Source organism: Rhodococcus sp. IEGM 1330 (assembly GCF_033142445.1).
GTDB lineage: Bacteria > Actinomycetota > Actinomycetes > Mycobacteriales > Mycobacteriaceae > Rhodococcoides.
Genome location: NZ_JAWLSB010000002.1, coordinates 420,837 through 443,162, shown reverse-complemented (window position 1 = coordinate 443,162; position 22,326 = coordinate 420,837). Strand labels below are relative to the sequence as shown.

Sequence of the window (22,326 nt, the reverse complement as noted above, 5' to 3'; positions counted from 1 at the left end):
CCGCGTGATACCGCTACCGTGTGCCCATGACGGAACCTCGGAAGCTCGCTGATCGCATCAAGTCGTCGGCACGGGAGAAGCTTCAACGAGCGATCGGCGAGGTTCTGGCTCAGCAGACCGCCCAGCTGGCCGAGCAGACCAGCGATCAGCAGGCGAAATTGCTCGACGTCCTCGAACGCCAACGGCGTGAGATCGACGATCTGCACGCATTCATCCGCGGCCTCGAGATGCGGATGCGTCGTGACATCCCGTACGCGTCCGACGTCGAAGCAGCCGCCCAGAGTGCCGAATTCGCCGAAGAGATGATGCCGCTGGCACCGACGTTCCTGCGGCCGCACGCGACGCTGCGATTCGCCCTCGGAGAGGTCTCCATCCGCGGCATGGCACTCGAATTCGGAGTCGCCAGCGGCACGACGCTCGAGATCATCGCCGAGGAATTGACCTCGCGCAAGGACATCACCGTCGTCGCCGGATTCGACGTTTTCTCCGGCCTACCCGAGACCTGGCGTACGGGCTTTCCGAAAGGCCTGTTCGAGCAGGACACCATCCCCGAAGTGCCGGGCGCACAGATTGTGCCGGGATTGTTCGAGGATTCACTGCCGGGCTTCCTGAAGGGTCACCACGAGAAGTTGGCGTTCCTGCATCTGGACGCAGATCTGTACTCGTCGACGGTCACCGTGCTGGATCTGGTGGCAGACCGACTCGCCGCGGGCACCGTGATCGTGTTCGACGAGTACTTCAACTTCCCCGGCTGGCGCAACCACGAGTACCGGGCGTGGACGGAATTCGTCGCACGCACCGGTACCGAGTTCGACTACCTGGGCTACACCGCCGACAACGAACAGGTTGTCGTACGCATTCGCACGGCTCCGGTGGTTCGCGCCAATTAGCTACTGGCCGTAGAGGCGAGCCCAGTTCTCTCGGCTCGTCAGCTTCGGCACGGCGGCGCGGTAGGACGCGGCAACCGTCGGCGTCTCGGTGCGCAGACGCTTGAGCGCGGTGACGCCACGCTTGAGCAGCTCGACCGCATGTGCCTTGTTGCGCGTGCGAACTCGAACGCCTTCCTGTGAACGATCGGTGACGATGGCGTGGGAGAACAGCGAGACGTGCCACCAGTGCGCGTCGTCGGCCGAGATCGCAACCGGGCCGGGATTCACCGTGCCGCGCCACTGATTGAGCATCCGCTTGGCCAGCACTGCGAATTCCATGGTCTTCTTCGGCGGCGGGCCTGCCGGAGTGATGAACATGTCGGCCGGACGCACCCCGGGGACGTCGTTCGCGTTGTGGCGCTTGGTTTCTCCGTAAGCAGCACGTTCACGCCGGATGGAACCGGCAGCGTCCATTCCGCCGTCGAGCAGATGATCGGGGCCGGCCAGGAAGTCCTCGACGGCCTTGATCAGCGTGTATGCCATGCCGTACTGCATCGACACCAGGTACCGCAGCAGATCGGTGAACAGCTGCTTGGCGAGCGCGCGTCCGTCGAGTTCGATGTGCAGGGCCGCGGTGATCATGCCGTTGCGCAGGTTGAAGTAGCGGTGCCACTCGTCCCAGTCCTTCCACGCGAAGTCGGCATGCCACACCGCTGCGCCCGGAAGCGTCACGGTAGCGAATCCGTTTGCACGAGAACGGTATCCGTACTCGATGTCGTCCCACTGGAAGAACAGCGGCAGCGGGTAGCCGACCTGCCCGACGATCTCGGACGGGATGAGGCACGACCACCAACCGTTGTAGCCGGCGTCGACCCGGACGTCCTGCTGCCGCTTGCGCTTCAACGCACTCTTGTCCGAGATCGCATTCTTGACGTGCACTCCGGCTTCGAGCTTCTGCAGGTTCGCCACCTCGGCACCGACGTGCACGCGATCGGGGTGCAACAGGTACAGCATCTGCGCGCCGATGATCGCCGGCTCGACGGTCATGTTGGCGAACGAATTCATGCGCACGATCGCCTCGGGCTCGCACAGCACGTCGTCGTCCATGAAGATCACGTTGGCCGGATCGCCGCCCTTGCCCTGCACCTCGTAGAGCCCGCGAGTGAAACCACCTGCGCCGCCGAGGTTGGGCTGCGTGATGTAGACGAGCTTGTCGCCGAGCTCGGCCGCGACGCGCTGGAACTTCTCACGCGTCTGCACCTGGTCGGTGCCCTGATCGACGACGTAGACGTTGTCGACCCCGAGCAGAGCGATGGGATCGTCGGCCATGGCGGCGACGGTGTTGGCGCAGTCGTCGGCGCGGTTGAACGTGCAGATCACCACCGAGGTGGGACGCAACTTCTCCGGCGCGGCGACGGTCCATTCCGCGTCCTGCACCGACAACTCGCTCGATGTGGTGATGAAGCGGACGTACAGCGCGCCGCCGTCGAGGAACTGCGTCGTGGCGACAGGAACGGCCAACTGAGTCGACGCGTTCGCGGAATCGACCGTTGTACTGGCCATCGTGCGCTCGTGTCCCTTGTAATCCGTGGCCACCAGATCGATCCGACCGGCACCGGCGACAGTCGCCCGGAACACCACCTCGGTGACGGTGGTCCACCGCTGCCAGTAGCTGGCCGGGAACCGTCCGAAGTAGCTGTTGGTGTGCAGCACGCTGCGCTTGGCGATACGAACGCCCGTGCGGGTGCGCTCGGCATTGCCCTTGCCGACAGAGCTGTACATATCGGCACTGACCAGGGGCGACGGACCGTCGAACAGCAGTCTCTGGACTGTCAGTTCGGGCTCACCGTCACCGCCGGCAACAGCCGACACATCCGATGCGGAGCCGAGACGATCGAGAGCAGTGCCGTCCATACCGAGAAGTACCCCATCCAGTTCGAGTAGTGGCTCTGTGCGGCCGTGGAGAGAAGAAGACCACTGACCATGGTTGCACAGCCCCCGACCGATCCGTCCGACGCTCGCCGTCTACTCCGCTTCCTGCACCCTCGCCAACAGCACGCGGGCGGCGTCGGCCGGGTGCGTGAACGGCCACCAATGGCCCGCATCCACCTGAACGACGCGCAGGTCGGGGATCCATCGATCCAGACCGTCGGTGAGGTTCGGCGACAGCATGCGGTCGTGTGTCGGTACGACCACGGTGGTCGGGACGGCGCACCGCGGGGCGGGTCCGCCGAGGAGACGCCTCAGCACGTTGGCGCGGTACAGGGCGATGCCGCGCTGCTGGTCGGCCACCGTCGGGGTCGGCTCGCCCACGGCGCACAGTCGCGCCAGCAACCCAGGAACCCGTCTGCCCAGGACGGGTACGTGGAACCCGAAGACGTACCAGGACCGCGCCAACTGCCCCAAGAGTGACGGCCATCGATGCGGTCGCACCAGCCGCGATCGCGCCACCTGCCGTAGGTGATCCAGACTGGGCCCGGATACCGATGTGTACGACGCGAAGGCGGTGGAGGCGCGAGGCGAGGCCATCGCCTCCCACATCTGGACCGACCCCCAGTCGTGGGCGAAGACGTGGACCTTTCCGGTGAGCCCCGGAATCGACTCCACCACCGCGAAGGCATCCCGCGCCAGCTGCTCGATGGACACGTCCGCCGCGGGCTCGAGCGCGGACGCTCCACTGCCTCTCGTGTCGTAGGCGATCACCCGGACCTGGTCGCCGAGCTCGGCGATCAGCGGATCGAACACGTGACGGTTGTCGGGATAACCGTGCACCAGCAGCACCGTCGAACGCGCCGCCGGGTTCCCGTACTCGACGACGGGAAGTGCGGCGCCGGGCGTACGCACTGTCCAGCGGGTCATCCCGCGTCGATCAGGGCGTGCAGAGTGCCACCGCGCAACAGGTGAGCAATCATGTTCAGCCGCATGGCCTCCTGCTCGGGTTGCGGATGCACCACGGCTGCCAACGCCTCGCCGTCGAGCAGATGCACCACGCTGAAGATCACCGTCTCCAGATGCCGTGGATCTATCACGCCGGCGACCGGTAGCGTGCGAGCCAGTTCGGCGATCTGCTCGTGATAGCGAACAGTGAAGGGCTGCAGCCTCTCTCGTAGCTCCTCGTCACTGCGGGCTGCGGTCAGGAGCTCGTACCACGCGCCGTTGATCGGGGCGCGGCACGCAGCCCTGAGCAATTCGAGACAGTGTTCGACCGACGCGCTCCCGAAACCGGACAGGCCATGACGAAACTCGACGAACTGGCGTCGGCGAACCTCGTCGGCGGCGGCGACGATCAGGTCGAGCCTGGTGTCGAAATGCCGGAACATGGCACCGGACGACACCCCTGCGCGGCTGACGATCTCGCTGACACTGGTTGCGGCGTAGCCCTTCTCGCACAACGACGCGATCGTCGCGTCGAGCAGCTTTCCGATCGTCTCGGTCCGACGCTGTTGTTGACTCGGGCTCACACACGCTCCCGGCGACGCGGAGCCGTGGGGGTACCGGCCCGCAGGAAGCTACCTGCACGCTCCGACACACCGAACCAGGGCGCAAAGGTGCCGCCGGAAAACACCACTCGGCCCGCGACCAGGGTCGCCGTCACGGCGCGGTCGTTGCGGTTGACCATTCGGCTCAGGCCACCGAACTCCGGCATGGTCTCCTCCCGGTAGGCCAGGACCTCCTCGTCCAGGCCCTCCGGATCGATCACCACGATGTCGGCACGATCACCCACCCGCACGTGTCCGGCGTCGACGCCGTAGAAGTCGGCCAACTCACCGCTGAGCTTGTGCACGGCCTTCTCCACGGTCATGAACGGTCGGCGATCGTGGCGCGCGTCGTGCACGCGGTGCAGCAATCGAATGCCGAAGTTGTAGAACGCCATGTTGCGCAGATGAGCACCGGCGTCGGAAAACCCCACGGTGACCCCGGGCTGGTTGATCAGCTTGTCCATCTGACGCTTGCGATGATTGGCCACCGTCGTGTGCCAGCGTAGTTTCCGGCCGTGCTCGACCACCAGATCGAGAAATGCGTCCACCACGTGCACACCGCGTTCGGCCGCGACCTCCGCGACATTCTTTCCGACGACCGACGCGTCGGGACACTCGGTGATCTCGGCGTCGGCGAAGTCTCGATGCCAGACGCGCGAGCTGAACTTCTTCTCGAAATCGGCGCGGAACCAGCGGCGGTACGCCTCGTCCGAGAGCAACTCGTTGCGTCCCAACTCTTCTCGCAGATGGAGAGCTGCTCGGCCCGAGCCGAACTCCTCGAACACCACGAGGTCGATGCCGTCGGAATACACGTCGAACGTAGTCGGCAGGTGCTGCCAGCGGAACTGACCCTTGCCCGGTCCGTTGACCATGCGAGCGAGCGGACCGAAGACGCGATGAATCCAGGGCGACGCCTTGGCATCCGCTGCCGCCAACAGCGAGATCTTGAGCGGAGTGCGGCCGATGCCGGTGGCCGAGGCGAGGAAGAACAGCATGTCGTATTTGGTGTTCAAGTTCGGAATGCTCTGCAGCAGACGGCCGCGCTTACGCAGGATCTTGTGCAGAGCGCGGAATTCGCTCCACCGCGCGTACGAGGAGGGCAACGAACGAGACCGGTACCGATCGCCGTCCAACTTGTCCCACGGGTTCGTCATGGTCGACATTCCGAGCAGTCCGGCATCGAGCGCCTCCTCGAGCGCGTCCGACATGGCACGCCATTCCTCGCGGGTGGGCCTCTGACTGCGATCGGTCGATCGGTCCAGGCCCATCACATGCGCACGTAGATCCGAATGCCCTACCAGAGCAGCGATATTGGGGCCGAGGGGCAGGCGCTCGAGCGCAGCGATGTACTCGTCGGGGCTGTTCCACGTCTTGTGCGTATCGACGGCTTTGAGCACATGATCGCGCGGCAGCGCCTCGACCCGACTGAACAGATCCGCGATGTCGACCGGAGTGGAGTAGAGCGTCGACAACGAACAGTTCCCCAGCAGAACAGTCGTGACCCCGTGCCGAACGGACTCTTCGAGGCCCGGGCCGACAAGCACCTCCGCGTCGTAATGGGTATGTACGTCCACGAAGCCCGGCGTGACCCACTTGCCGGTGGCGTCGACCACCTCGGTCGTCGCGCCAGGCTCCAGCGGTGTGGAGGATACGGCCCGCACGACACCGTCGACGATGCCCACATCGGCTCGCACTCCTGGACCGCCGGACCCGTCGTAGACGGTGCCACCGGTGATGACGACGTCGAAAGGAATGTTCGAGTTCAATGTGACCTCCGTCATAGGATGACTAAACTCTAACTTAGAGAGTGATCACTCGCAATAGCCCCGAGGAGTCGAACTTCCGGCGAATACCTGCGTGTTGCACGCCTCGACGTTTCGGTTCCCGGGTACCTCGAGAGCTACAGTCGGGTGTCTTTGCCCGAACTCACGGAGTTGACCCTTGCCCCCCACGGATACCCAGATCGCGCACGGCGCCCTGCCCGACAGCAGGAGAGAGCGCCTCGTGTGGGGAGCAGCTGTCGCCGTAGTCGTCGTCTTGGGGTATCTGCTAATACTCAGTGTCGACCCGCGCTTCTTCTACATCGACGACACCGAATCGGGTGCCGTACCCAACTGGCTCCAGCTCGGACGCATCATGCGCGACGGGCAATTCCCCTCGCTGGTGCTCGATCAGTGGATGGCCGGCAACTACCCGGTCGAGGGGCAGGGCGGGCTGTGGAACCCCGTGCAGATGGCGATCAACTACATCTCGCCGTCGATCGACAACCTGGTACTGCTCGCGACGGCCGTCAAGCTCGGCTTCTCGATTCTGCTGGCCTGGGGCATCTACCGCGTCGCACTTGCCTACGGCGCGCGAGCGAACTGGGCTGCAGTAGCAGGCGCGAGCGCACCGTTCGTCGGTTTCACGCTGTTCTTCGAGAACACCTCGTGGGTGACCGCGCTGATGGGCACCGCGTGGATCATGAACGCGTGGGCGAGCTCGGTGTCCTACGCCCGCAGACGCAGCGGCCCGATCGTCCCGTTCGTGTTCCTCTACCTCGCCATCAGCGTCGGATACGTCCACGCTGCGGTGATGGCCGGAGTGATGATCGGATCCGTCGCGATCGGCGAGCGGCTGTTCCAGCGCCTGTGGCGTCCGGCACTGAAGGTGTGCGCCGTGGGCATCGCAGCGGCGGCCTGCGGGGCCGTCACCTTCCTTCCGGGAGTGCTCACGTCCGCGGTCACCTGGCGCAGCGGCGACGAGGGCACGTTCAACGACAACTTCCTGACGGCACCGTGGTCGGAATCTCTCACCGCGAGCATCCCGACGGCTGTGACGAGCATCGAATCCTGGGCGGGCGAGACCACCGAATCGCCGGTCACCTACATCGCCTGGTTCGTAGTGCCCGCGCTGGCGTTCATCGCATGGCGTCGGGTGCCAGCGGCTCTGCGCGAGCTGGCAGCCCCGCTGATCATGCTGGCGTTCGCCTTGATCTTCACCGCAGGGCCCAGTGACATCGGGCCGATCCGCTGGCCCGCCCGCATTCTGCCGTTCGTCGCCCTCGTCGCGCTGATTCTCGTGGTCACTCTGATCAGCCGGTACGGAACGCTCGACAAGCTGCGGCCACGGCTGCTCGCAGCCGGCCTGTTGACACTGGTGCTGCTGCTGCGCGCTGGTTCCTCGGGCCCGGAGTTCTTCGGCCGCCATGTCCTCGCTGCGCTGGTGATTCTGCTCGTCGGCGCGCTCGCTCTGCTGCTGGCTCACCGATTCTCGGCGCGGGCGACGGCGGCACTGCTATTGGCGACCATCGCGCCGGTCGCGATGTACCAGGTGGCCACCTACGACCCACCGTTCGCCAAATGGTGGCTGCCCGCATCGCAGTCCGAGGCCAAGGCCGAGTTCCCGCAGTGGCAGGGAGCGACCCTGCAACTCGGTAGCCGCGCACTCACCGAGACCGCAGCCGAGGGACCCGACGACCCCCAGCTGCCCTGGCACTCCCAGGTCTACGGCAACTCCGCCAAGATCATGGGCCTGGACTACGTCAACGCGTACACCCCCGTCGGATATCTCGATTTCGCCAATCTGCTGTGCTTCGAGCACGAAGGATCTACCTGCAAGGACGCCTTCCGGCGGGTGTTCGAGATCGAGCCGTACACCGGCAAGACCTACGCCGACCTGATGCAACTCGACCGCATCGTGCTGCAGAAGAACCAGTACCCGCTCGCGAACTCCCGGCCCGCACCCGCAGGCTGGATGTGGGTGACCGCTTCCACGCCCGAGTCCGCTCGCCAGATCTACGTCCTCGAACGCGGCGACGGGTTGATTCCCGCGTCGTCGGGACGCGTCGTCGCGACCGTGAACGCCACGGCCGAACCCCGATCCTCCGATGCAGACTCGGAGCACGTCGACGTCAGCGCACCGAACGGCGGCAGCGTCGTGTTCTCGCGTCTGGCCTGGCCCGGCTACACCGCCACACTGAACGGTGAAGAGCTGCAGACGAAGGGGTTGGCCGACATCTTCCTGTACGTCGACCTGCCGCCCGGCACCGAGAACGCAGACCTGGAACTCACCTTCCGGCCGCCGGGAGAACGACTCGGACTGGCCGCGATGGCGGGCGGAGTGATGCTGCTGATCGGTCTGGTGGTGCTCGATGTGCGACGACGCAGAAGCCCTGCCGCGCCGGAGTTCGATGGTGACGCCAAGAGCGGTTAGGCTCAGACCTCGTGATGTCCGACGATTCTGCTGCTGATCCGCACCGCATTTCCATCGTGGTGCCGGTCTACCAGGGCGAACGGACCCTCAGCGCGCTGATGGACGAGATCCTTCCGTTGACTCAGGTGACGCATACCCCCGTCGGGCGTCCGATGATCGTCGAGGAAGTTCTGCTCGTTTTCGATCACGGACCCGACGATTCCGCTGCGGTGATTCGGCGGCTGACCTCTGCGCACACGTTCGTTCGCGGTGTGTGGCTCAGCCGCAATTTCGGTCAGCATCCCGCCACTCTCGCAGGCATGGCGTCCAGCGGCGGCGAATGGATCGTCACGATGGACGAGGACGGCCAGCACGACCCGGCGGCCATCGGCGGAATGCTCGACACCGCCCTCGACCAGCAGTCCACCGTCGTCTACGCGAAGCCGACCAACGTCGCACCGCACGGACTGTGGCGCAATACCGCCTCCCGCGGCGCCAAATGGCTGATCGCCAAGGCTCTGGCCGGGGACAACACCGTCGACTATCAGAGCTACCGCTTGGTGCTCGGTGAGGTCGGTCGCTCCGTCGCCGCCTACGCCGGTTCCGAGGCGTACCTGGACATCGCACTCGGGTGGATCGCAGGCGACGTCACGACCAGCCCGGTGGCGTTGCGCGAAGAGGTGGACCGTCGATCGGGCTACCGACTGCGCACCTTGCTCTCGCACTTCTGGCGGATGGTGCTCTCGAGCGGCACCAAGGGCCTGCGGCTGGTCAGCTTCATCGGCATCGCCTTCGCGGTACTCGGCCTGATTCTGGTGGCCTACGTACTGGTGTCGTATTTCATCTTCGATTCGGGTGCCGAGGTGCGAGGCTGGGCGTCGACGATGGTGATTCTGTTGTTCGGCTTCGGAGCAACACTGTTCTCCCTCGGTGTGGTGGCCGAGTACGTGGGCGTCAACGTCAAGACCGCCATGGGCAAGCCGCCGTACCTGATCGTCACCGATCCCGGAAACGGCCCGCTCGGACGTACTGCGCCATCGACCGAACCTGCACCGCCGGCGTGACCGCGACGCACACGTGGATCGTCGGCAGCGGCGGGCTGCTCGGCGCTGCAGTGACCCGCGAGGCCGGTCGTCGCGGGCATCGGGTGCACACGAGCACCATCCCGTGGTCGGACACAGTGTCCGCCGAACAGGCTCTGCTGCAGCGCTGTTCGGAATTCTTCGATTCCTTCGCCGACGGTACCTGGAACGTGATCTGGGCCGCGGGCGCGGGTGTGAACGGAACCAGCGCAGCGCAATTCTCCGAAGAGAACGGCCTGATCCGAACCGTCCTGGCGCGCATCGAGGCTGTCGCCGCCGACCGCGCGGGCACCGGAACCGTGTTCCTCGCCTCGTCCGCCGGAGGTGTCTACGCCGGCGCGACCGGAGCCCCGCATCACGAGGGAACGAACCCGGTTCCGTTGGGCGACTACGGCTTCGCGAAGCTGCAGTCCGAGGCCATCGCGACCGAGTTCGGTGAGCGCACCGGCATCAACGTGGCCATCGGTCGGTTCGCGAACCTCTACGGGCCGGGGCAGAACCTCGCGAAACCGCAGGGTCTCATCTCGCACCTGTGTCGCGGATACCTCATGGCCTCGCCCGTATCCATCTACGTGCCGATGGACACGTTGCGCGACTACCTCTACGTGTCCGACGCGGCCGAGATGGTCGCCGACACTCTCGCTATGTCGGCGACGCAACGACTCTCGCCGACGATCAAGATCTTCGCCTCCGGTGAGGCCGTCACCATCGGCTCGATCCTCGGAGCGTGCCGGACGGTGTTCCGCCGTCGACCGAACGTGGTGCTGGCGGCGTCCCCGCTCGCGGTGTTCCAAGGTCGCGATCTGCGGCTGCGGTCGACGGTCTGGCCGCAGATCGATCGCCGAACGCACCGAACGTTGCCCGCAGGCATCGCGTCGACCCTGTTCGCGACGCGTCAAGCATTGGGGGTCGGTCGATGACCGAACCACAGACCCCGGCTCCCCCGGCCGGCATGAACGGCGCGCCGGGGCCGCTGATGCGGATCGTCAAGAATCAGAAGATCGCGTTCCTGCTCGTCGGCGGTGTCAACACTGCATTGGGTACTGCGTGGTTCATCCTGTGGCAGTTGCTGATCGGTGAGCAGTACGGATACCACGCCGCGATCGTGCTCGGTTATCTCTGCAACGTGCTGTGCGCGTTCGCGATGTACCGCTACCTGGTGTTCCGCGTGCGGGGTCACTTCCTACGTGATCTGCTGCGGTTCTTCGTCGTGAACTTCGGCGCGTTCGTCGCCAACATCTCCCTGATGACGATCGCCGTGTCCGTCTTCCACTTCCCGCCCATCCCGTCGCAATTGGTCGTCACAGCAGTGATGGCAGTCGTCAGCTTCTTCGGCTACCGCGACTTCTCGTTCCGCAGAAAGAGCCAGGCCCCCACACCATGACACCTCGTGTTTCCGTCGTCGTCCCGGCGTACAACAACGCCGAATATCTGGCCGAGACCATCGATTCGATTCTCGCCCAGACGTTCACGGACTTCGAGCTGGTCATCGCCGATCATTCGTCGACCGACGGAACCCTCGCCGTCGCACAGAAGTACGACGATCCACGGATTCACCTCATGACCACCCCGGCCGGTGGCGGCGCGCAAGCCAACTGGAATCGCGTGACCGCCGAGGCCACGGGAGAATTGATCAAACTCGTCTGCGGCGACGACACTATCGCTCCCACCGCGTTGGCCATTCAGGTGCAGGCATTCGACGACAACCCCTCCGCCGTTCTGGTCGCGTCGCAGCGGACGCTGATCGACGCCTACGGCAAGACCGTCATCGCCGCCCGCGGGCTCGGCGGACTGCACGGAACGGTCTCGGGCCGAGTCGCCGCCCGAACCGCAGTTCGGGCCGGTGCCAACATCTTCGGTGAACCCGGCGGCGTCATGATGAAGCTCGCGGAACTCCGCGAGATCGGACTGTGGGACAACAGCCACCCGTATCTGATCGACCAGGCTACCTTCATCGCAGTCGCCCTTCGCGGCGACATCGTGGCCATTCCGCAGCCACTGGCGTCGTTCCGCATCAACTCGGGGCAGTGGAGCGTGGAACTGGCGACACAGCAGGCACGTCAGGCCGCTGACTTCCATCGCTCACTGCAGAACAGTGACCCGAACCTGTTGTCCGACAACGATGTTCGAGTCGGTAACGCCAAGGCGCTGATGACGTCGTTCATGCGTCGCGCGGTGTACTTGCTACTGCGCCACCGGATGTCGCGCAGCAGCTAGGCCCTGTTTCAGGGCAGTACGGATTCTTTCGTCGCGTAGACGGCTTCGGTGGCGTCTTTCTGCGGTCGCCACCACTGCTCGTTGTCGCGGTACCAGTCGACGGTCGCCTTCAGACCGGCGCGGAAGTCGACGTAGGTTGGTGTCCAACCCAATTCGGTGCGGAGCTTGGTCGAGTCGATGGCATAGCGCAGGTCGTGGCCGGGGCGGTCGGTGACGAAATCGAAGGCGTCGGCCGGGTTGCCGGTTTCTTCGAGGATTGCTTCGAGGACGGTGCGGTTGTTCGCTTCGCCGTCGGCTCCGATGAGGTAGGTCTCGCCGATGCGGCCGCCGTCGATGATGGCCCAGACGGCGCTGTTGTGGTCGTCGACGTGGATCCAGTCGCGCACGTTCTGCCCTGCCCCGTAGAGCTTGGGCCGAGAGCCGCTGAGGATGTTGGTGATCTGGCGTGGGATGAACTTCTCCACGTGCTGGTACGGGCCGTAGTTGTTGGAGCAGTTGGAGATGGTGGAGCGAACGCCGAACGAGCGGGTCCAGGCGCGCACCAGCAGATCGCTCGAGGCCTTGGTGGACGAGTACGGGCTCGACGGGTTGTACGGGGTCGATTCGGTGAACCGCGCCGGGTCGTCGAGTTCGAGATCGCCGTAGACCTCGTCGGTGGAGATGTGGTGGTAGCGGACGTCGTGTTCGCGGACCGCATTGAGCAAGGTGGTGGTGCCTATGACGTTGGTGTGCACGAACGGCCACGGGTCGGTCAACGAGTTGTCGTTGTGGGACTCGGCGGCGAAGTGGACGACCAGATCCGTCTCTCGAACGAGGCGGTCGACGAGGTCGGCGTCGGCGATGTCGCCGTGCACGAAGTCGATGCGGTCGGCCACCGGCTCGAGGGATGCCTTGTTGCCGGCGTAGGTGAGCTTGTCGAGCACGGTGACCTGGGAGTCGGGACGTTGCGCGAGGGTCTGATGTACGAAGTTCGCGCCGATGAACCCGGCCCCACCCGTGACGAGAATTCTCATGTACCGGCACTTTACCGGTGGAGGCTTGTGCGGGCCGATCATGTCTGCCACGCGTGCTAGCTTCTGTTCGACTTCGGGGGGAGTACGTCAATGGGTCTGGGGAAGATAGCGATACGTCTCGCGGCATCGGTGGCGCTGCTGTTCGGGATCATGTGGGCAATCCCGCAGCTGGCACCGCAGGTGCCGGAACCGTACGAGGGTGTGCAGGTTCTGCCGCCGATGTCGCCGGAACCCGTGGGCTCGACCACGCCGCAGGCTCCCCTGCCACCGGGATTTCCGTCGATGAACCGACCGCCACCGAAAATCGAGGTGCCCGACGGCCAGCCGCAGCCCATCGCCACCAAATTCGGCTGGACCTACGACATTCCTGCGGACTGGGAGAATTGGAATGACGGATTCTCCGAATGGGTGGGCGAGGACGGGTCGACCGCAACATACGGCGCAATGGGTCTCCACGGTCGATTCGATTGCGAAGGTGGTGAGTTCGAGTCTTCGGCGATCAGCGGAATGACCGGTCGCCGTGCCGGTGACTTGACGGTCCTCGCCTATCAAGAGGCGCAGAAAGCGTCGATGATCTTCTCCAACGAAGACGGGTATCTGGAACCTACCGTTCGGATCGAGGCCCCCGAGTACCTGCAGATCGACGGAGCCCCGGCCGTCCGCTACACAGCCCTGGTGGAAGACATACCGGATTCGCCGTACTGCCCTCCTCCTCGCACGACATTCGACGTAGTCACCACTAGAGGTTTCGCCACCGCAGAGGTCGCAGTCTTCGTCGTGCTTGCCGACCGTGATGTCGAGAACGCACTCACCGACGAGGACATCGAAAGCCTCATCTCCTCACTACGGAAAAGCACGATGCAATGACCGAACGGCTCACGGCGCGATCATCCGAAATCGCCGGCTTCGGTGTTCTTCTCGATCGCATCGGCGGCGATACTCTGGCAAGTCATCGTTATCTGCTCGATCATGCGGGCCTGAGCGAGAACGTGATCGGGCAGATTCTGCAGCGACTCCAGCCGTATCTCACACGCTTTCAGGAGATGACACGCACTCGGCAGGTTCACCTGTCCGCCAACAGCGGAGAAATGGGTGCCGAACTCAACAAGGCGGCATGGCTGTATGCCGATCAGGATCAGCGAAACTATGACCTGCTCCAGGCCGGGTCGCGTCGGGTGAATGCAGTTGGGAACGCATCGAGGTGGACGCGGACCCGGTGCCGCCGGAAGTCGACGAGCTCAAAGCCGACCCCCGAGTCGAGTGGCCGGACGACTGGCCGATGCCGATCGCCGAGTCCGACGCCGGAGCCCAGCCCTATCGAATCCTGTGGGAGTGAACGTCGGCACAACCGAGCGGGTGATCGGAGGGTCTGGAAGACTTCGCGGTCATGCGGGGAATCATTCTGGCGGGCGGCACGGGCTCGCGTCTTCATCCGATCACGATGGGCGTCAGCAAGCAGCTGGTCCCGGTCTACGACAAACCGATGATCTACTACCCGCTCTCGACACTGATCCTCGCCGGAATCCGCGACATCCTCATCATCACCACCCCCCAGGACGCCGACCAGTTCACCCGCCTCCTCGGCGACGGCTCCCAATTCGGCATCTCCCTGACCTACAAAGTCCAACACGAACCGAACGGCCTCGCCCAAGCGTTCGTGTTGGGTGCCGAGCACATCGGCACTGACTCCGCAGCATTGGTGTTGGGCGACAACATCTTCTACGGCCCCGGCCTGGGCACCCAACTCTCGCGCTTCGACACCATCGACGGCGGAGCAGTGTTCGCGTACGAGGTGTCCGACCCCACCGCCTACGGCGTCATCGAATTCGATGACAACCGCAAAGCCATCTCCCTCGAGGAGAAGCCGGCCACCCCGAAATCGAACTACGCCGTCCCGGGCCTGTACTTCTACGACAACGACGTCATCGCCATCGCCCGCGACCTGCAGCCGTCCGCGCGTGGTGAGTACGAGATCACCGACGTCAACCGTCACTACCTCGACGCCGGCCGCCTCCAGGTCGAGGTACTCCCGCGCGGTACGGCCTGGCTCGACACCGGCACCTTCGACTCCCTCCTCGACGCGTCGAACTATGTCCGCACCATCGAACAACGCCAAGGATTGAAGATCGGATCCCCCGAAGAAGTAGCGTGGCGACGCGGATTCATCACCGACGACGAACTGCGCGTCCGGGCAGAGACACTCGTCAAATCCGGGTACGGCCGCTACCTGCTGGATCTGATCGACCGAGGGAACCGATGACCTTTCGCGAACTGAAAATATCCGGTGCCTACGAATACACCCCACGCCAGTTCGGCGACGACCGCGGCGTGTTCTTCGAATGGTTCAAAGCCAGCCTCTTCGAGGAGACGACCGGGCGGGCGTTGGACCTGCTGCAGGCGAACTGCTCGGTCTCCGCCGCCGGAGTCCTGCGCGGGATCCACTTCACCACCAACCCGCCCGGGCAGGCGAAATACGTCACCTGCGCCCGCGGAGCCTTCCTGGATGTGATCGTCGATCTGCGGGTCGGATCACCGACGTTCGGGCAGTGGGATTCGGTCCTGATCGACGACATCGACCGCAAAGCGGTGTTCCTGTCCGAAGGCCTCGGCCACGCCATCTTGTCGTTGGAGGACAACTCGACCGTCATGTACCTGTGCTCCCTGGAGTACACCCCGGCCTTTGACCGCGACATCAACCCACTCGACCCGGCGCTTGGCATCGACTGGCCCACCACCGCCCGCGACGGATCACCCCTGACCTACGAGCTCTCCGACAAGGACACAGCCGCCCCCACCCTCGCCGAAGCCCTCGAAGCAGGGAACCTCCCGAACTTGTCGTGAGCGGCGGGACGAGGCGGCGACGCCAGATCGGGCAAACGCGCTCGCGTTCGTCAGGCGCGCGGAGAATTGCCCGTGACCGCGAGCGAGAATGCGCGCGTCTGGCAAGTGCGCGCGCGTTTGCGAACCCCCGCGGGGCGAGCCCGGAGGCTCAGCGGATCTTGAAGATCACGAATCGCTGGACGAGGAAGTTGATGACCGTCGCCGTGCCCTGCGCGACGACGAAGGCCACGTTCGCGTACCAGAAGCCGTCGGGAAGGGCCTGGTAGAGCCAGGTGTAGATGCCCACCTGGACCGCAAAGGTGACGCCGTACAGCGCGACGACGGCGAAGAACCTGGCCCGTGACGGAGCTGCGTTGAACGTCCAGCGACGGTTGATCAGGTAGGCCGTCGTCGTTCCGAGTACGAAGCCGATGGCCTTGGCCAGCGTCACACCGACGCCGAACACAAAATGCAGGATCAGGTTGACGCCCTGATCGACGATCGCCGACAGCACACCCGTCGCCAAGAAACGCAGCACCTGCGTCTTGAGATCTAGGGCCGCGTCGGCGATGTTCTCGGTCAGCGGCAGCTCGACCGGTAGCGGGACGTGATGCTGCAACTCTTCGTTCTCGGGCGACCAGTCGTCGTCCGTCGAGCCTTCTTCTGCGGAGCGGTCGGGGGTGGACACGAGGACTGACACTAGCCGCTGCTGCGGTGCGGGTACCCTCTTGAGCGATGTCCACGACAGCCGACGACGCACTCTTCCCCCTGGAACCACAGGCCGGGAACACTGCGCCGCTACCCACGCAGACCCGCACACTCACCGGTTGGGGCCGCACTGCGCCCTCCACTGGAGAGGTGCTCTCGACCTCCGACCCCGAGCTCATCGCGAACGCGGTCAAACAGGTCGCCGAGCAGAACGACTCCAAGCCGGCCTACCTCCGACGCGGCGTCATCGCCCGCGGCCTCGGCCGCTCCTACGGTGACAACGCGCAGAACTCCGGCGGCCTGGTCATCGACATGAATGCCTTGAACGGCATTCACAGCATCGACGCCTCGACGCGCATCGTCGACGTCGACGGTGGCGTCAACCTCGACCAGCTGATGCGCGCCGCGCTGCCGTTCGGCCTGTGGGTACCGGTGCTGCCGGGTACGCGTCAGGTCACGATCGGCGGGGCCATCGGCACGGACATCCACGGTAAGAACCATCACAGCGCGGGTAGCTTCGGCAACCACGTTCGCTCGATGGAACTGCTCACCGCGGACGGTCAGATCCGTCACCTGACGCCGTCGGGCAAGAACGCCAAGCTCTTCTGGGCGACGGTCGGCGGCAACGGTCTGACCGGCATCATCCTGCGCGCGACGATCGAGATGACGCCGACGGAAACTGCGTACTTCATCGCCGACGGCGACGTCACCAGCACCCTCGACGAAACCATCGCCCTGCACAGCGATGGCAGCGAGAACAACTACGACTACTCGAGCGCGTGGTTCGACGCGGTTGCTCCGCCCCCCAAGCTCGGCCGAGCGGCAGTGTCGCGCGGATCGTTGGCACGCCTCGACCAGCTCCCGGAAAAGTTGCAGAAGGATCCGCTGCGCTTCAACGCGAAGCCGCTCGTGACGTTCCCCGACATCTTTCCGAATGGTCTCGCGAACAAGTACACGTTTTCCGCGGTCGGCGAGGTCTGGTACCGCAAGTCGGGCAACTACCGAGACAAAGTGCAGAACCTCACCGCGTTCTACCACCCCCTCGACATGTTCAGCGAGTGGAACCGCGCCTACGGCTCCAAGGGATTCCTGCAGTACCAGTTCGTGGTGCCGCCGGAGGCCGTCGACGAATTCAAGAAGATCATCGTCGACATCCAGAAGTCCGGGCACTACTCGTTCCTCAACGTGTTCAAGCTGTTCGGGCCCGGAAACAAAGCGCCGCTGAGCTTTCCGATTCCAGGGTGGAACATCTGCGTCGACTTCCCGATCAAACCGGGCTTGAACGAGTTCGTCCGCGAGCTCGACAAGCGTGTTCTCGAATTCGGTGGTCGCCTGTACACCGCGAAGGATTCGCGCACCGACGCCGAGACCTTCCATTCGATGTACCCGCGGATCGACGAGTGGATCAAGGTCCGTCGATCTGTAGACCCCACAGGCGTTTTCGCCTCCGATATGGCTAGAAGGCTGGAACTGCTGTGACGATAGACGCCGTAGGTAACCCCCAGACGATTCTCGTTCTGGGTGGCACCAGCGAGATCGGTCTCGCGATCACCGAGGAGTACCTGTCGAAGTCGCCGGCACGTGTCATTCTCGCCGCGCTGCCGAACGACCCGCTGCGCGAGAGTGCCGTCGCACAACTGAACGCCAAGGGCGCGAAGTCCGTCGACGTCATCGACTTCGATGCACTCGACACCGCGTCGCACCCGAAGGTCATCGACGCGGCCTGGGCCAAGGGTGACGTCGACGTCGCCATCGTCGCCTTCGCCGTCGACTTCGATGCCGAGCAGCTCTGGCAGGACCAGCGCAAGGCCGTCCTCGCCGCGAACATCAACTACACCGCTTCGGTGTCGGTCGGCGTTCTGCTGGGCGAGAAGATGAAGGCGCAGGCCTACGGCCGCATCATCGTCATGTCCTCGGTGGCAGGCGAGCGGGTGCGTCGCTCCAACTTCGTCTACGGCTCCACCAAGGCCGGCCTCGACGGCTTCTACCTCGGACTCGGAGAAGCATTGCGCGAGTTCGGACCTCGGGTCACCGTCGTTCGCCCGGGCATGGTGCGTACGAAGTTCAGCGCGCACGTCAAGGAAGCGCCGATGACCGTCGACAAGGAGGTCATCGCGAAGCTCGCGGTGAATGCGTCACAGAAGGGCAAGGAGCTCATCTGGACTCCCGCGCCCTGGCGTCTGGTGATGATGGTGCTGCGGCACGTACCGCGGCCGATCTTCCGCAAGCTGCCCATCTAACTACATGACTGTAGGGGTTGCACCAGCGCGCAGAACTGCTTCTGCCGTCGGAGAAATAGTTGCCGGAATCCTCGTCGCAGTCGTCGTGGCGACGGTCGGGTTGTACGCCTTTTCACTGGTTCAGTGGCCGGCGTTCAATTCGTCCAACGTCACTCGCGCTCTGACAACCCTGGGCCAGGTCGTCGCCGCAGCGCTGTTTGCCGCGTCGATCTACCTGTATCGGATTCACAAGTGGCCGTGGATTGCTCGACTCGCAGCATGGGTCGGGCTGAGCGGATTCGTCACCGTCACCCTCGGGATGCCACTGGCGGCAACCAAGCTCTACCTGTTCGGCATCTCAGTCGACCAGGAGTTTCGCACCGAATACCTGACGCGATTGACGGATTCGGCGTCGTTGCGCGATATGACGTACGCCGACATCCCGCCGTTCTACCCCGCCGGCTGGTTCTGGCTCGGCGGACGCGTCGGCAACATCCTGGGCATGGACGGCTGGGAAGTGTTCAAGCCCTACGCAATCGGGCTGCTCGCCGTCACCGCCGTCGTATCGTTCGTGCTGTGGAAGGCGCTGATCCGAGCCGACTGGGCCGTCGCCGTCAGCGCCGTCACCACTGCACTCGTCGTCGCCCACGCCTCCCCCGAGGCATACAGCGCCGTGATCGTGATGCTCTTCGCTCCCGCGCTGGTCCTCGCCTGGGGCGCGCTGCACCGCACCGCATCGGGCGGGTGGGGAGCGGTGGTCGGCACCGGACTCTTCCTCGGCCTGGCCGCGACGTTCTACACCCTGTACCTCGGTTTGGCGGCGTTCACCGTCGTACTCATGGCGCTGTTCGCCGCCGTCCTCGCCTATCGCGAGCGGAAGTCCTGGAACGTACTGGTTCCCATAGCAATCAAGGTCGCCGCGATCGCCGCGATCTCGGGCCTCATCGCCGCAACGGTGTGGCTGCCGTACCTGATCGACTTCCTACGCGGCGCACCGTCCACATCCGGCACGGCATTGCACTATCTACCGGAAGCCGGTGCAACACTTCCCTTCCCGATGTTCGAGTTCTCCCTGATGGGCGCGCTGTGCCTCATCGGCACGGTGTGGGTCGCGGTGCGGTTCTCGTCCTCACGTCGGGCACAAGCACTCGGTGTCGGCGTCGTCTCCATCTACCTGTGGACGCTGCTGTCCATGGCCGCCACGGCCGCGGGCACCACCCTGCTCTCGTTCCGCCTCGAAGCTGTACTGATCGTATTGCTCGGCAGCGCAGGTGTTTTCGGGTTCCTCGAAGGCAGCCACGCGATCTACCAAGCCATCAACGAGCCACCGAAGTTCCGTATCGCCGCTGTCGTCGTAGCGGCCATCGGTGCCATGACCTACGCGCAGAACATCCCCCAGGTACTGCAGACCGAGATCACCGTCGCGTACTCCGACACCGACGGCGACGGCACGCGCGCCGACATGCGTCCGCCGAGCGCGGTCTCCTACTACCGCGAGGTCGACGACGCACTCACCGAGCAGACCCAGCGTCCGCGCGACGAGACCGTCGTACTGACCGCAGATACGTCGTTCCTCAGCTACTACCCGTACTTCGGCTTCCAAGGACTGACCTCGCACTACGCCAACCCTTTGGCGCAGTTCGACCAGCGGGCCAAGGCCATCGAGCAGTGGACCGAGCTCGAGACACCCGATCAGTTGATCGACGCGTTGAACACCAGCCAGTGGCGCGCGCCGGATGCGTTCCTGTTCCGACGCGGTGCCGACGGCTACACCCTGCGCCTGGCCGAGGACGTCTACCCGAACGACCCGAACGTGCGTCGCTACACCGTCACCTTCCCCCAGTCGCTGTTCGAGGATCCACGGTTCACCGTGACCGATATCGGACCCTTCGCGCTGGTGGTGCGCACGGCTTGATCATGTGACCCAGGTCGTTCGAGTTTTCGCCCACCGTGATCTTTCTGTAACCTCGACGCGATGACCACCCACGACCAGAGAGTTCTCGAGCGGCAGCCGACAACGGCACCGGCTCGACACTCCGGCGTCGGGCGCGGTGACGTCGTCGCGGCGGTCGGATTTCTGATCGCAGCCGTGTACGTCCTGCAGGGTCAATGGCGCAATCTGAGCGGCGGCTACCTCTACAACAGCGGCCAGGACCAAACGATGTGGGAATGGTTCTTTTCCGTCGCCGCGCATTCGGTTGCTTCACTGAACAACCCGTTGGCGAGTGACCTGCAGAATTACCCGCTCGGGGTGAATCTGATGGCCAACACGGCGATGTTCGGCATCTCCATCCCGCTTGCGCCGATCACGCTGCTCTTCGGACCGACGGTGACCTGGTCCATTGCCCTCACCGCAGGCCTCGCCGGCACCGCGTTCGCGTGGTTCTGGCTGTTCTCCCGCCAGCTCAACGCATCCAAGGGTGCCGCTGCAGTGGGCGGTGCCCTGTGCGGCTTTGCGCCCGGCGCGATTTCACACGCCAACGGCCACCCCAACTTCGTGGTGCTGTTCCTGCTTCCGGTCATCGCCATGCTGGTCACCCGCATCGCACGTGGCGGCGGGACCAAGAAGAACACCGTCGGACTCGGGTTGATCGTCGCGCTGCAGATCCTGCTCGGTGAAGAGCCGCTGCTGATCTTCGCGATGTCGTTCGCGATCTTCGCCGTCGTCTACTACCTGTCCCGGCCGCGATCACTGTGGCCCGCCGTCCGCAATGCCGTGCCCCGACTCGCGGTGTCCGCCGGCATCGCGTTGACCCTCGTGGCGTTTCCGCTGTGGTGGCAGTTCTTCGGCCCGCAGTCGTACTCGTTCCTCGAACACGGCGCGATGGGCAACGACGCCAAGGCACTGTTCCAATTCCCGACGCAGTCCCTCGGCGGAGAGGCGACACCGGGGCAGAACGTCCGCATCAACGCCACCGAGGAGAACGCGTACTTCGGCTGGCCGCTGCTGGTGCTGTGCCTCGTGGCAGCGGTGTGGATGTGGCGCGTCGCATGCGCCCGCGCTGCCGCCGCGACCGCGATCGTCATGAGCGTGCTCTCGCTCGGCGCGACGCTGGTGATCGGCAAGAACGACACCGGCATCACGCTGCCGTGGACGAAGCTCGCCGAGTACCCCCTCGTCGAATCCGTGCTCGAGACCCGCTTCGCGTTGGGCGCGGTGCCTGCCCTGGCCCTGCTGCTCGTGCTGGCCACCGATCGCACGTTCCGCAACGGATTGCGGCCGCTGCCCGCGTTCTGGATCGCCGGACTCGCCCTCGCGCTCGTACCCCTGATCCCGACGCCGTTGGTCGCCGTCGACAAGTCTCCGACCCCGGAGTTCTTCGCCGACGGCGAGTGGGAGAACTACGTCGACGACGGTTCCATCGTCACCGTTCCCCTCCCACGGCCCGAGGACGCGCGCCCGCTGCGCTGGCAGATGGACGCCGACATGGGCTTCACGCTGGCCGCCGGATACTTCGTCGGACCGAGCGATCAGGAAGAGAAGGTCGCCAAGTACGGAGCCGTCGACCGACCGACGGCGCTGCTGCTCGGCTCGGTCTACGACTCGGGCACCGTCCCCGAGATCACCGACGATCAGCGCAGTCAGGCAGCGCAGGACATGGCCTTCTGGGAGGCCGACGTCGTGGTGCTGCCGCCGAGCAAGAACACCATAGCCCTGCGCACGACCGTCACCGATCTCGTCGGCGTCGAGCCTCGATACACCGGTGGCGTGTGGGTGTGGGACGTGCGGACGCTCGTCCCATAGC

Annotated in this window: 20 protein-coding genes; 14 read left to right on the top strand and 6 right to left on the bottom strand. The window is 64.7% G+C overall.

The annotated features are described in order from the left end of the window. The first annotated feature begins 26 nt into the window (after positions 1-26). Complete coding sequence (locus tag R4P57_RS07000) at positions 27-890, top strand: TylF/MycF/NovP-related O-methyltransferase (protein WP_317802116.1); 864 nt, start codon at positions 27-29, stop codon at positions 888-890. On the opposite strand, the gene R4P57_RS06995 is transcribed toward R4P57_RS07000, so the two are convergent. The 4 genes from R4P57_RS06995 to R4P57_RS06980 all read right to left on the bottom strand — a co-directional run bounded on the left by R4P57_RS06995 (position 891) and on the right by R4P57_RS06980 (position 6,129). After that, on the bottom strand, positions 891-2,783 hold the full coding sequence (locus R4P57_RS06995; RefSeq protein ID WP_317802115.1) for a glycosyltransferase: 1,893 nt from the start codon (positions 2,781-2,783) through the stop codon (positions 891-893). 111 nt (positions 2,784-2,894) lie between these two features. Beyond that, positions 2,895-3,728 (bottom strand): alpha/beta fold hydrolase, encoded by an 834-nt coding sequence (locus R4P57_RS06990; RefSeq protein ID WP_317802114.1) that lies wholly within the window; start codon positions 3,726-3,728, stop codon positions 2,895-2,897. Beyond that, complete coding sequence (locus R4P57_RS06985) at positions 3,725-4,330, bottom strand: TetR/AcrR family transcriptional regulator (protein WP_317802113.1); 606 nt, start codon at positions 4,328-4,330, stop codon at positions 3,725-3,727. Before R4P57_RS06985 ends, R4P57_RS06990 begins: the two co-directional genes overlap by 4 nt. Further along, entirely contained in the window at positions 4,327-6,129 is a 1,803-nt protein-coding gene (locus R4P57_RS06980; protein ID WP_317802112.1) for an N-acyl-D-amino-acid deacylase family protein, read from the bottom strand. The genes R4P57_RS06985 and R4P57_RS06980 overlap by 4 nt, the downstream gene beginning before the upstream one ends. Positions 6,130-6,289: 160 nt before the next feature. On the opposite strand from R4P57_RS06980, the gene R4P57_RS06975 reads away from it, so the two are divergent. Genes R4P57_RS06975 through R4P57_RS06955 form a run of 5 tightly spaced genes read left to right on the top strand, consistent with a single transcriptional unit; the run spans position 6,290 to position 11,820 of the window. After that, positions 6,290-8,542, top strand: a complete 2,253-nt coding sequence (locus tag R4P57_RS06975; protein WP_317802111.1) for a hypothetical protein — start codon at positions 6,290-6,292, stop codon at positions 8,540-8,542. Positions 8,543-8,556: 14 nt separating this feature from the next. Then, positions 8,557-9,585 carry a glycosyltransferase gene (locus tag R4P57_RS06970; protein WP_317802322.1) on the top strand — a complete coding sequence of 343 codons (1,029 nt, stop codon included), beginning with the start codon at positions 8,557-8,559 and terminating at the stop codon, positions 9,583-9,585. Continuing rightward, entirely contained in the window at positions 9,582-10,523 is a 942-nt protein-coding gene (locus tag R4P57_RS06965) for an NAD(P)-dependent oxidoreductase (protein WP_317802110.1), read from the top strand. Before R4P57_RS06970 ends, R4P57_RS06965 begins: the two co-directional genes overlap by 4 nt. Continuing rightward, entirely contained in the window at positions 10,520-10,987 is a 468-nt protein-coding gene (locus R4P57_RS06960; protein WP_037187241.1) for a GtrA family protein, read from the top strand. Before R4P57_RS06965 ends, R4P57_RS06960 begins: the two co-directional genes overlap by 4 nt. Further along, a complete protein-coding gene (locus tag R4P57_RS06955) occupies positions 10,984-11,820 on the top strand; it encodes a glycosyltransferase family A protein (RefSeq protein WP_317802109.1) in 837 nt (278 codons plus the stop codon). The genes R4P57_RS06960 and R4P57_RS06955 overlap by 4 nt, the downstream gene beginning before the upstream one ends. Before the next feature lie 8 nt (positions 11,821-11,828). Here the strand turns inward: R4P57_RS06955 and rfbB are convergent, their stop codons facing one another. Next, the gene (gene rfbB, locus R4P57_RS06950) at positions 11,829-12,833 is read right to left on the bottom strand and encodes a dTDP-glucose 4,6-dehydratase (protein ID WP_317802108.1); all 1,005 of its coding nucleotides are present in this window, start codon (positions 12,831-12,833) and stop codon (positions 11,829-11,831) included. A 90-nt stretch (positions 12,834-12,923) separates the two neighbouring features. Between rfbB and R4P57_RS06945 the strand changes: the two genes are divergently transcribed. From R4P57_RS06945 to R4P57_RS06930, 4 genes are all read left to right on the top strand, one after another. Further along, the gene (locus R4P57_RS06945; protein ID WP_317802107.1) at positions 12,924-13,700 is read left to right on the top strand and encodes a hypothetical protein; all 777 of its coding nucleotides are present in this window, start codon (positions 12,924-12,926) and stop codon (positions 13,698-13,700) included. A gap of 334 nt (positions 13,701-14,034) precedes the next feature. Then, the gene (locus R4P57_RS06940; protein WP_317802106.1) at positions 14,035-14,169 is read left to right on the top strand and encodes a hypothetical protein; all 135 of its coding nucleotides are present in this window, start codon (positions 14,035-14,037) and stop codon (positions 14,167-14,169) included. Between the two features lie 51 nt (positions 14,170-14,220). Further along, a complete protein-coding gene (rfbA, locus tag R4P57_RS06935) occupies positions 14,221-15,093 on the top strand; it encodes a glucose-1-phosphate thymidylyltransferase RfbA (RefSeq protein WP_317802105.1) in 873 nt (290 codons plus the stop codon). After that, complete coding sequence (locus R4P57_RS06930) at positions 15,090-15,674, top strand: dTDP-4-dehydrorhamnose 3,5-epimerase (RefSeq protein ID WP_317802104.1); 585 nt, start codon at positions 15,090-15,092, stop codon at positions 15,672-15,674. Before rfbA ends, R4P57_RS06930 begins: the two co-directional genes overlap by 4 nt. Before the next feature lie 148 nt (positions 15,675-15,822). On the opposite strand, the gene R4P57_RS06925 is transcribed toward R4P57_RS06930, so the two are convergent. After that, entirely contained in the window at positions 15,823-16,341 is a 519-nt protein-coding gene (locus R4P57_RS06925) for a GtrA family protein (protein ID WP_317802103.1), read from the bottom strand. A gap of 47 nt (positions 16,342-16,388) precedes the next feature. Between R4P57_RS06925 and R4P57_RS06920 the strand changes: the two genes are divergently transcribed. The 4 genes from R4P57_RS06920 to R4P57_RS06905 are packed head-to-tail and all read left to right on the top strand — an operon-like array spanning position 16,389 to position 22,325. Then, positions 16,389-17,840, top strand: a complete 1,452-nt coding sequence (locus R4P57_RS06920; RefSeq protein ID WP_317802102.1) for an FAD-binding oxidoreductase — start codon at positions 16,389-16,391, stop codon at positions 17,838-17,840. Then, the gene (locus R4P57_RS06915; RefSeq protein WP_317802101.1) at positions 17,837-18,601 is read left to right on the top strand and encodes a decaprenylphospho-beta-D-erythro-pentofuranosid-2-ulose 2-reductase; all 765 of its coding nucleotides are present in this window, start codon (positions 17,837-17,839) and stop codon (positions 18,599-18,601) included. The genes R4P57_RS06920 and R4P57_RS06915 overlap by 4 nt, the downstream gene beginning before the upstream one ends. Before the next feature lie 4 nt (positions 18,602-18,605). Then, positions 18,606-20,495, top strand: a complete 1,890-nt coding sequence (locus tag R4P57_RS06910; RefSeq protein ID WP_317802100.1) for a galactan 5-O-arabinofuranosyltransferase — start codon at positions 18,606-18,608, stop codon at positions 20,493-20,495. A 60-nt stretch (positions 20,496-20,555) separates the two neighbouring features. After that, entirely contained in the window at positions 20,556-22,325 is a 1,770-nt protein-coding gene (locus tag R4P57_RS06905; RefSeq protein ID WP_317802099.1) for a glycosyl transferase, read from the top strand. The last annotated feature ends 1 nt before the right edge of the window (position 22,326 follow it).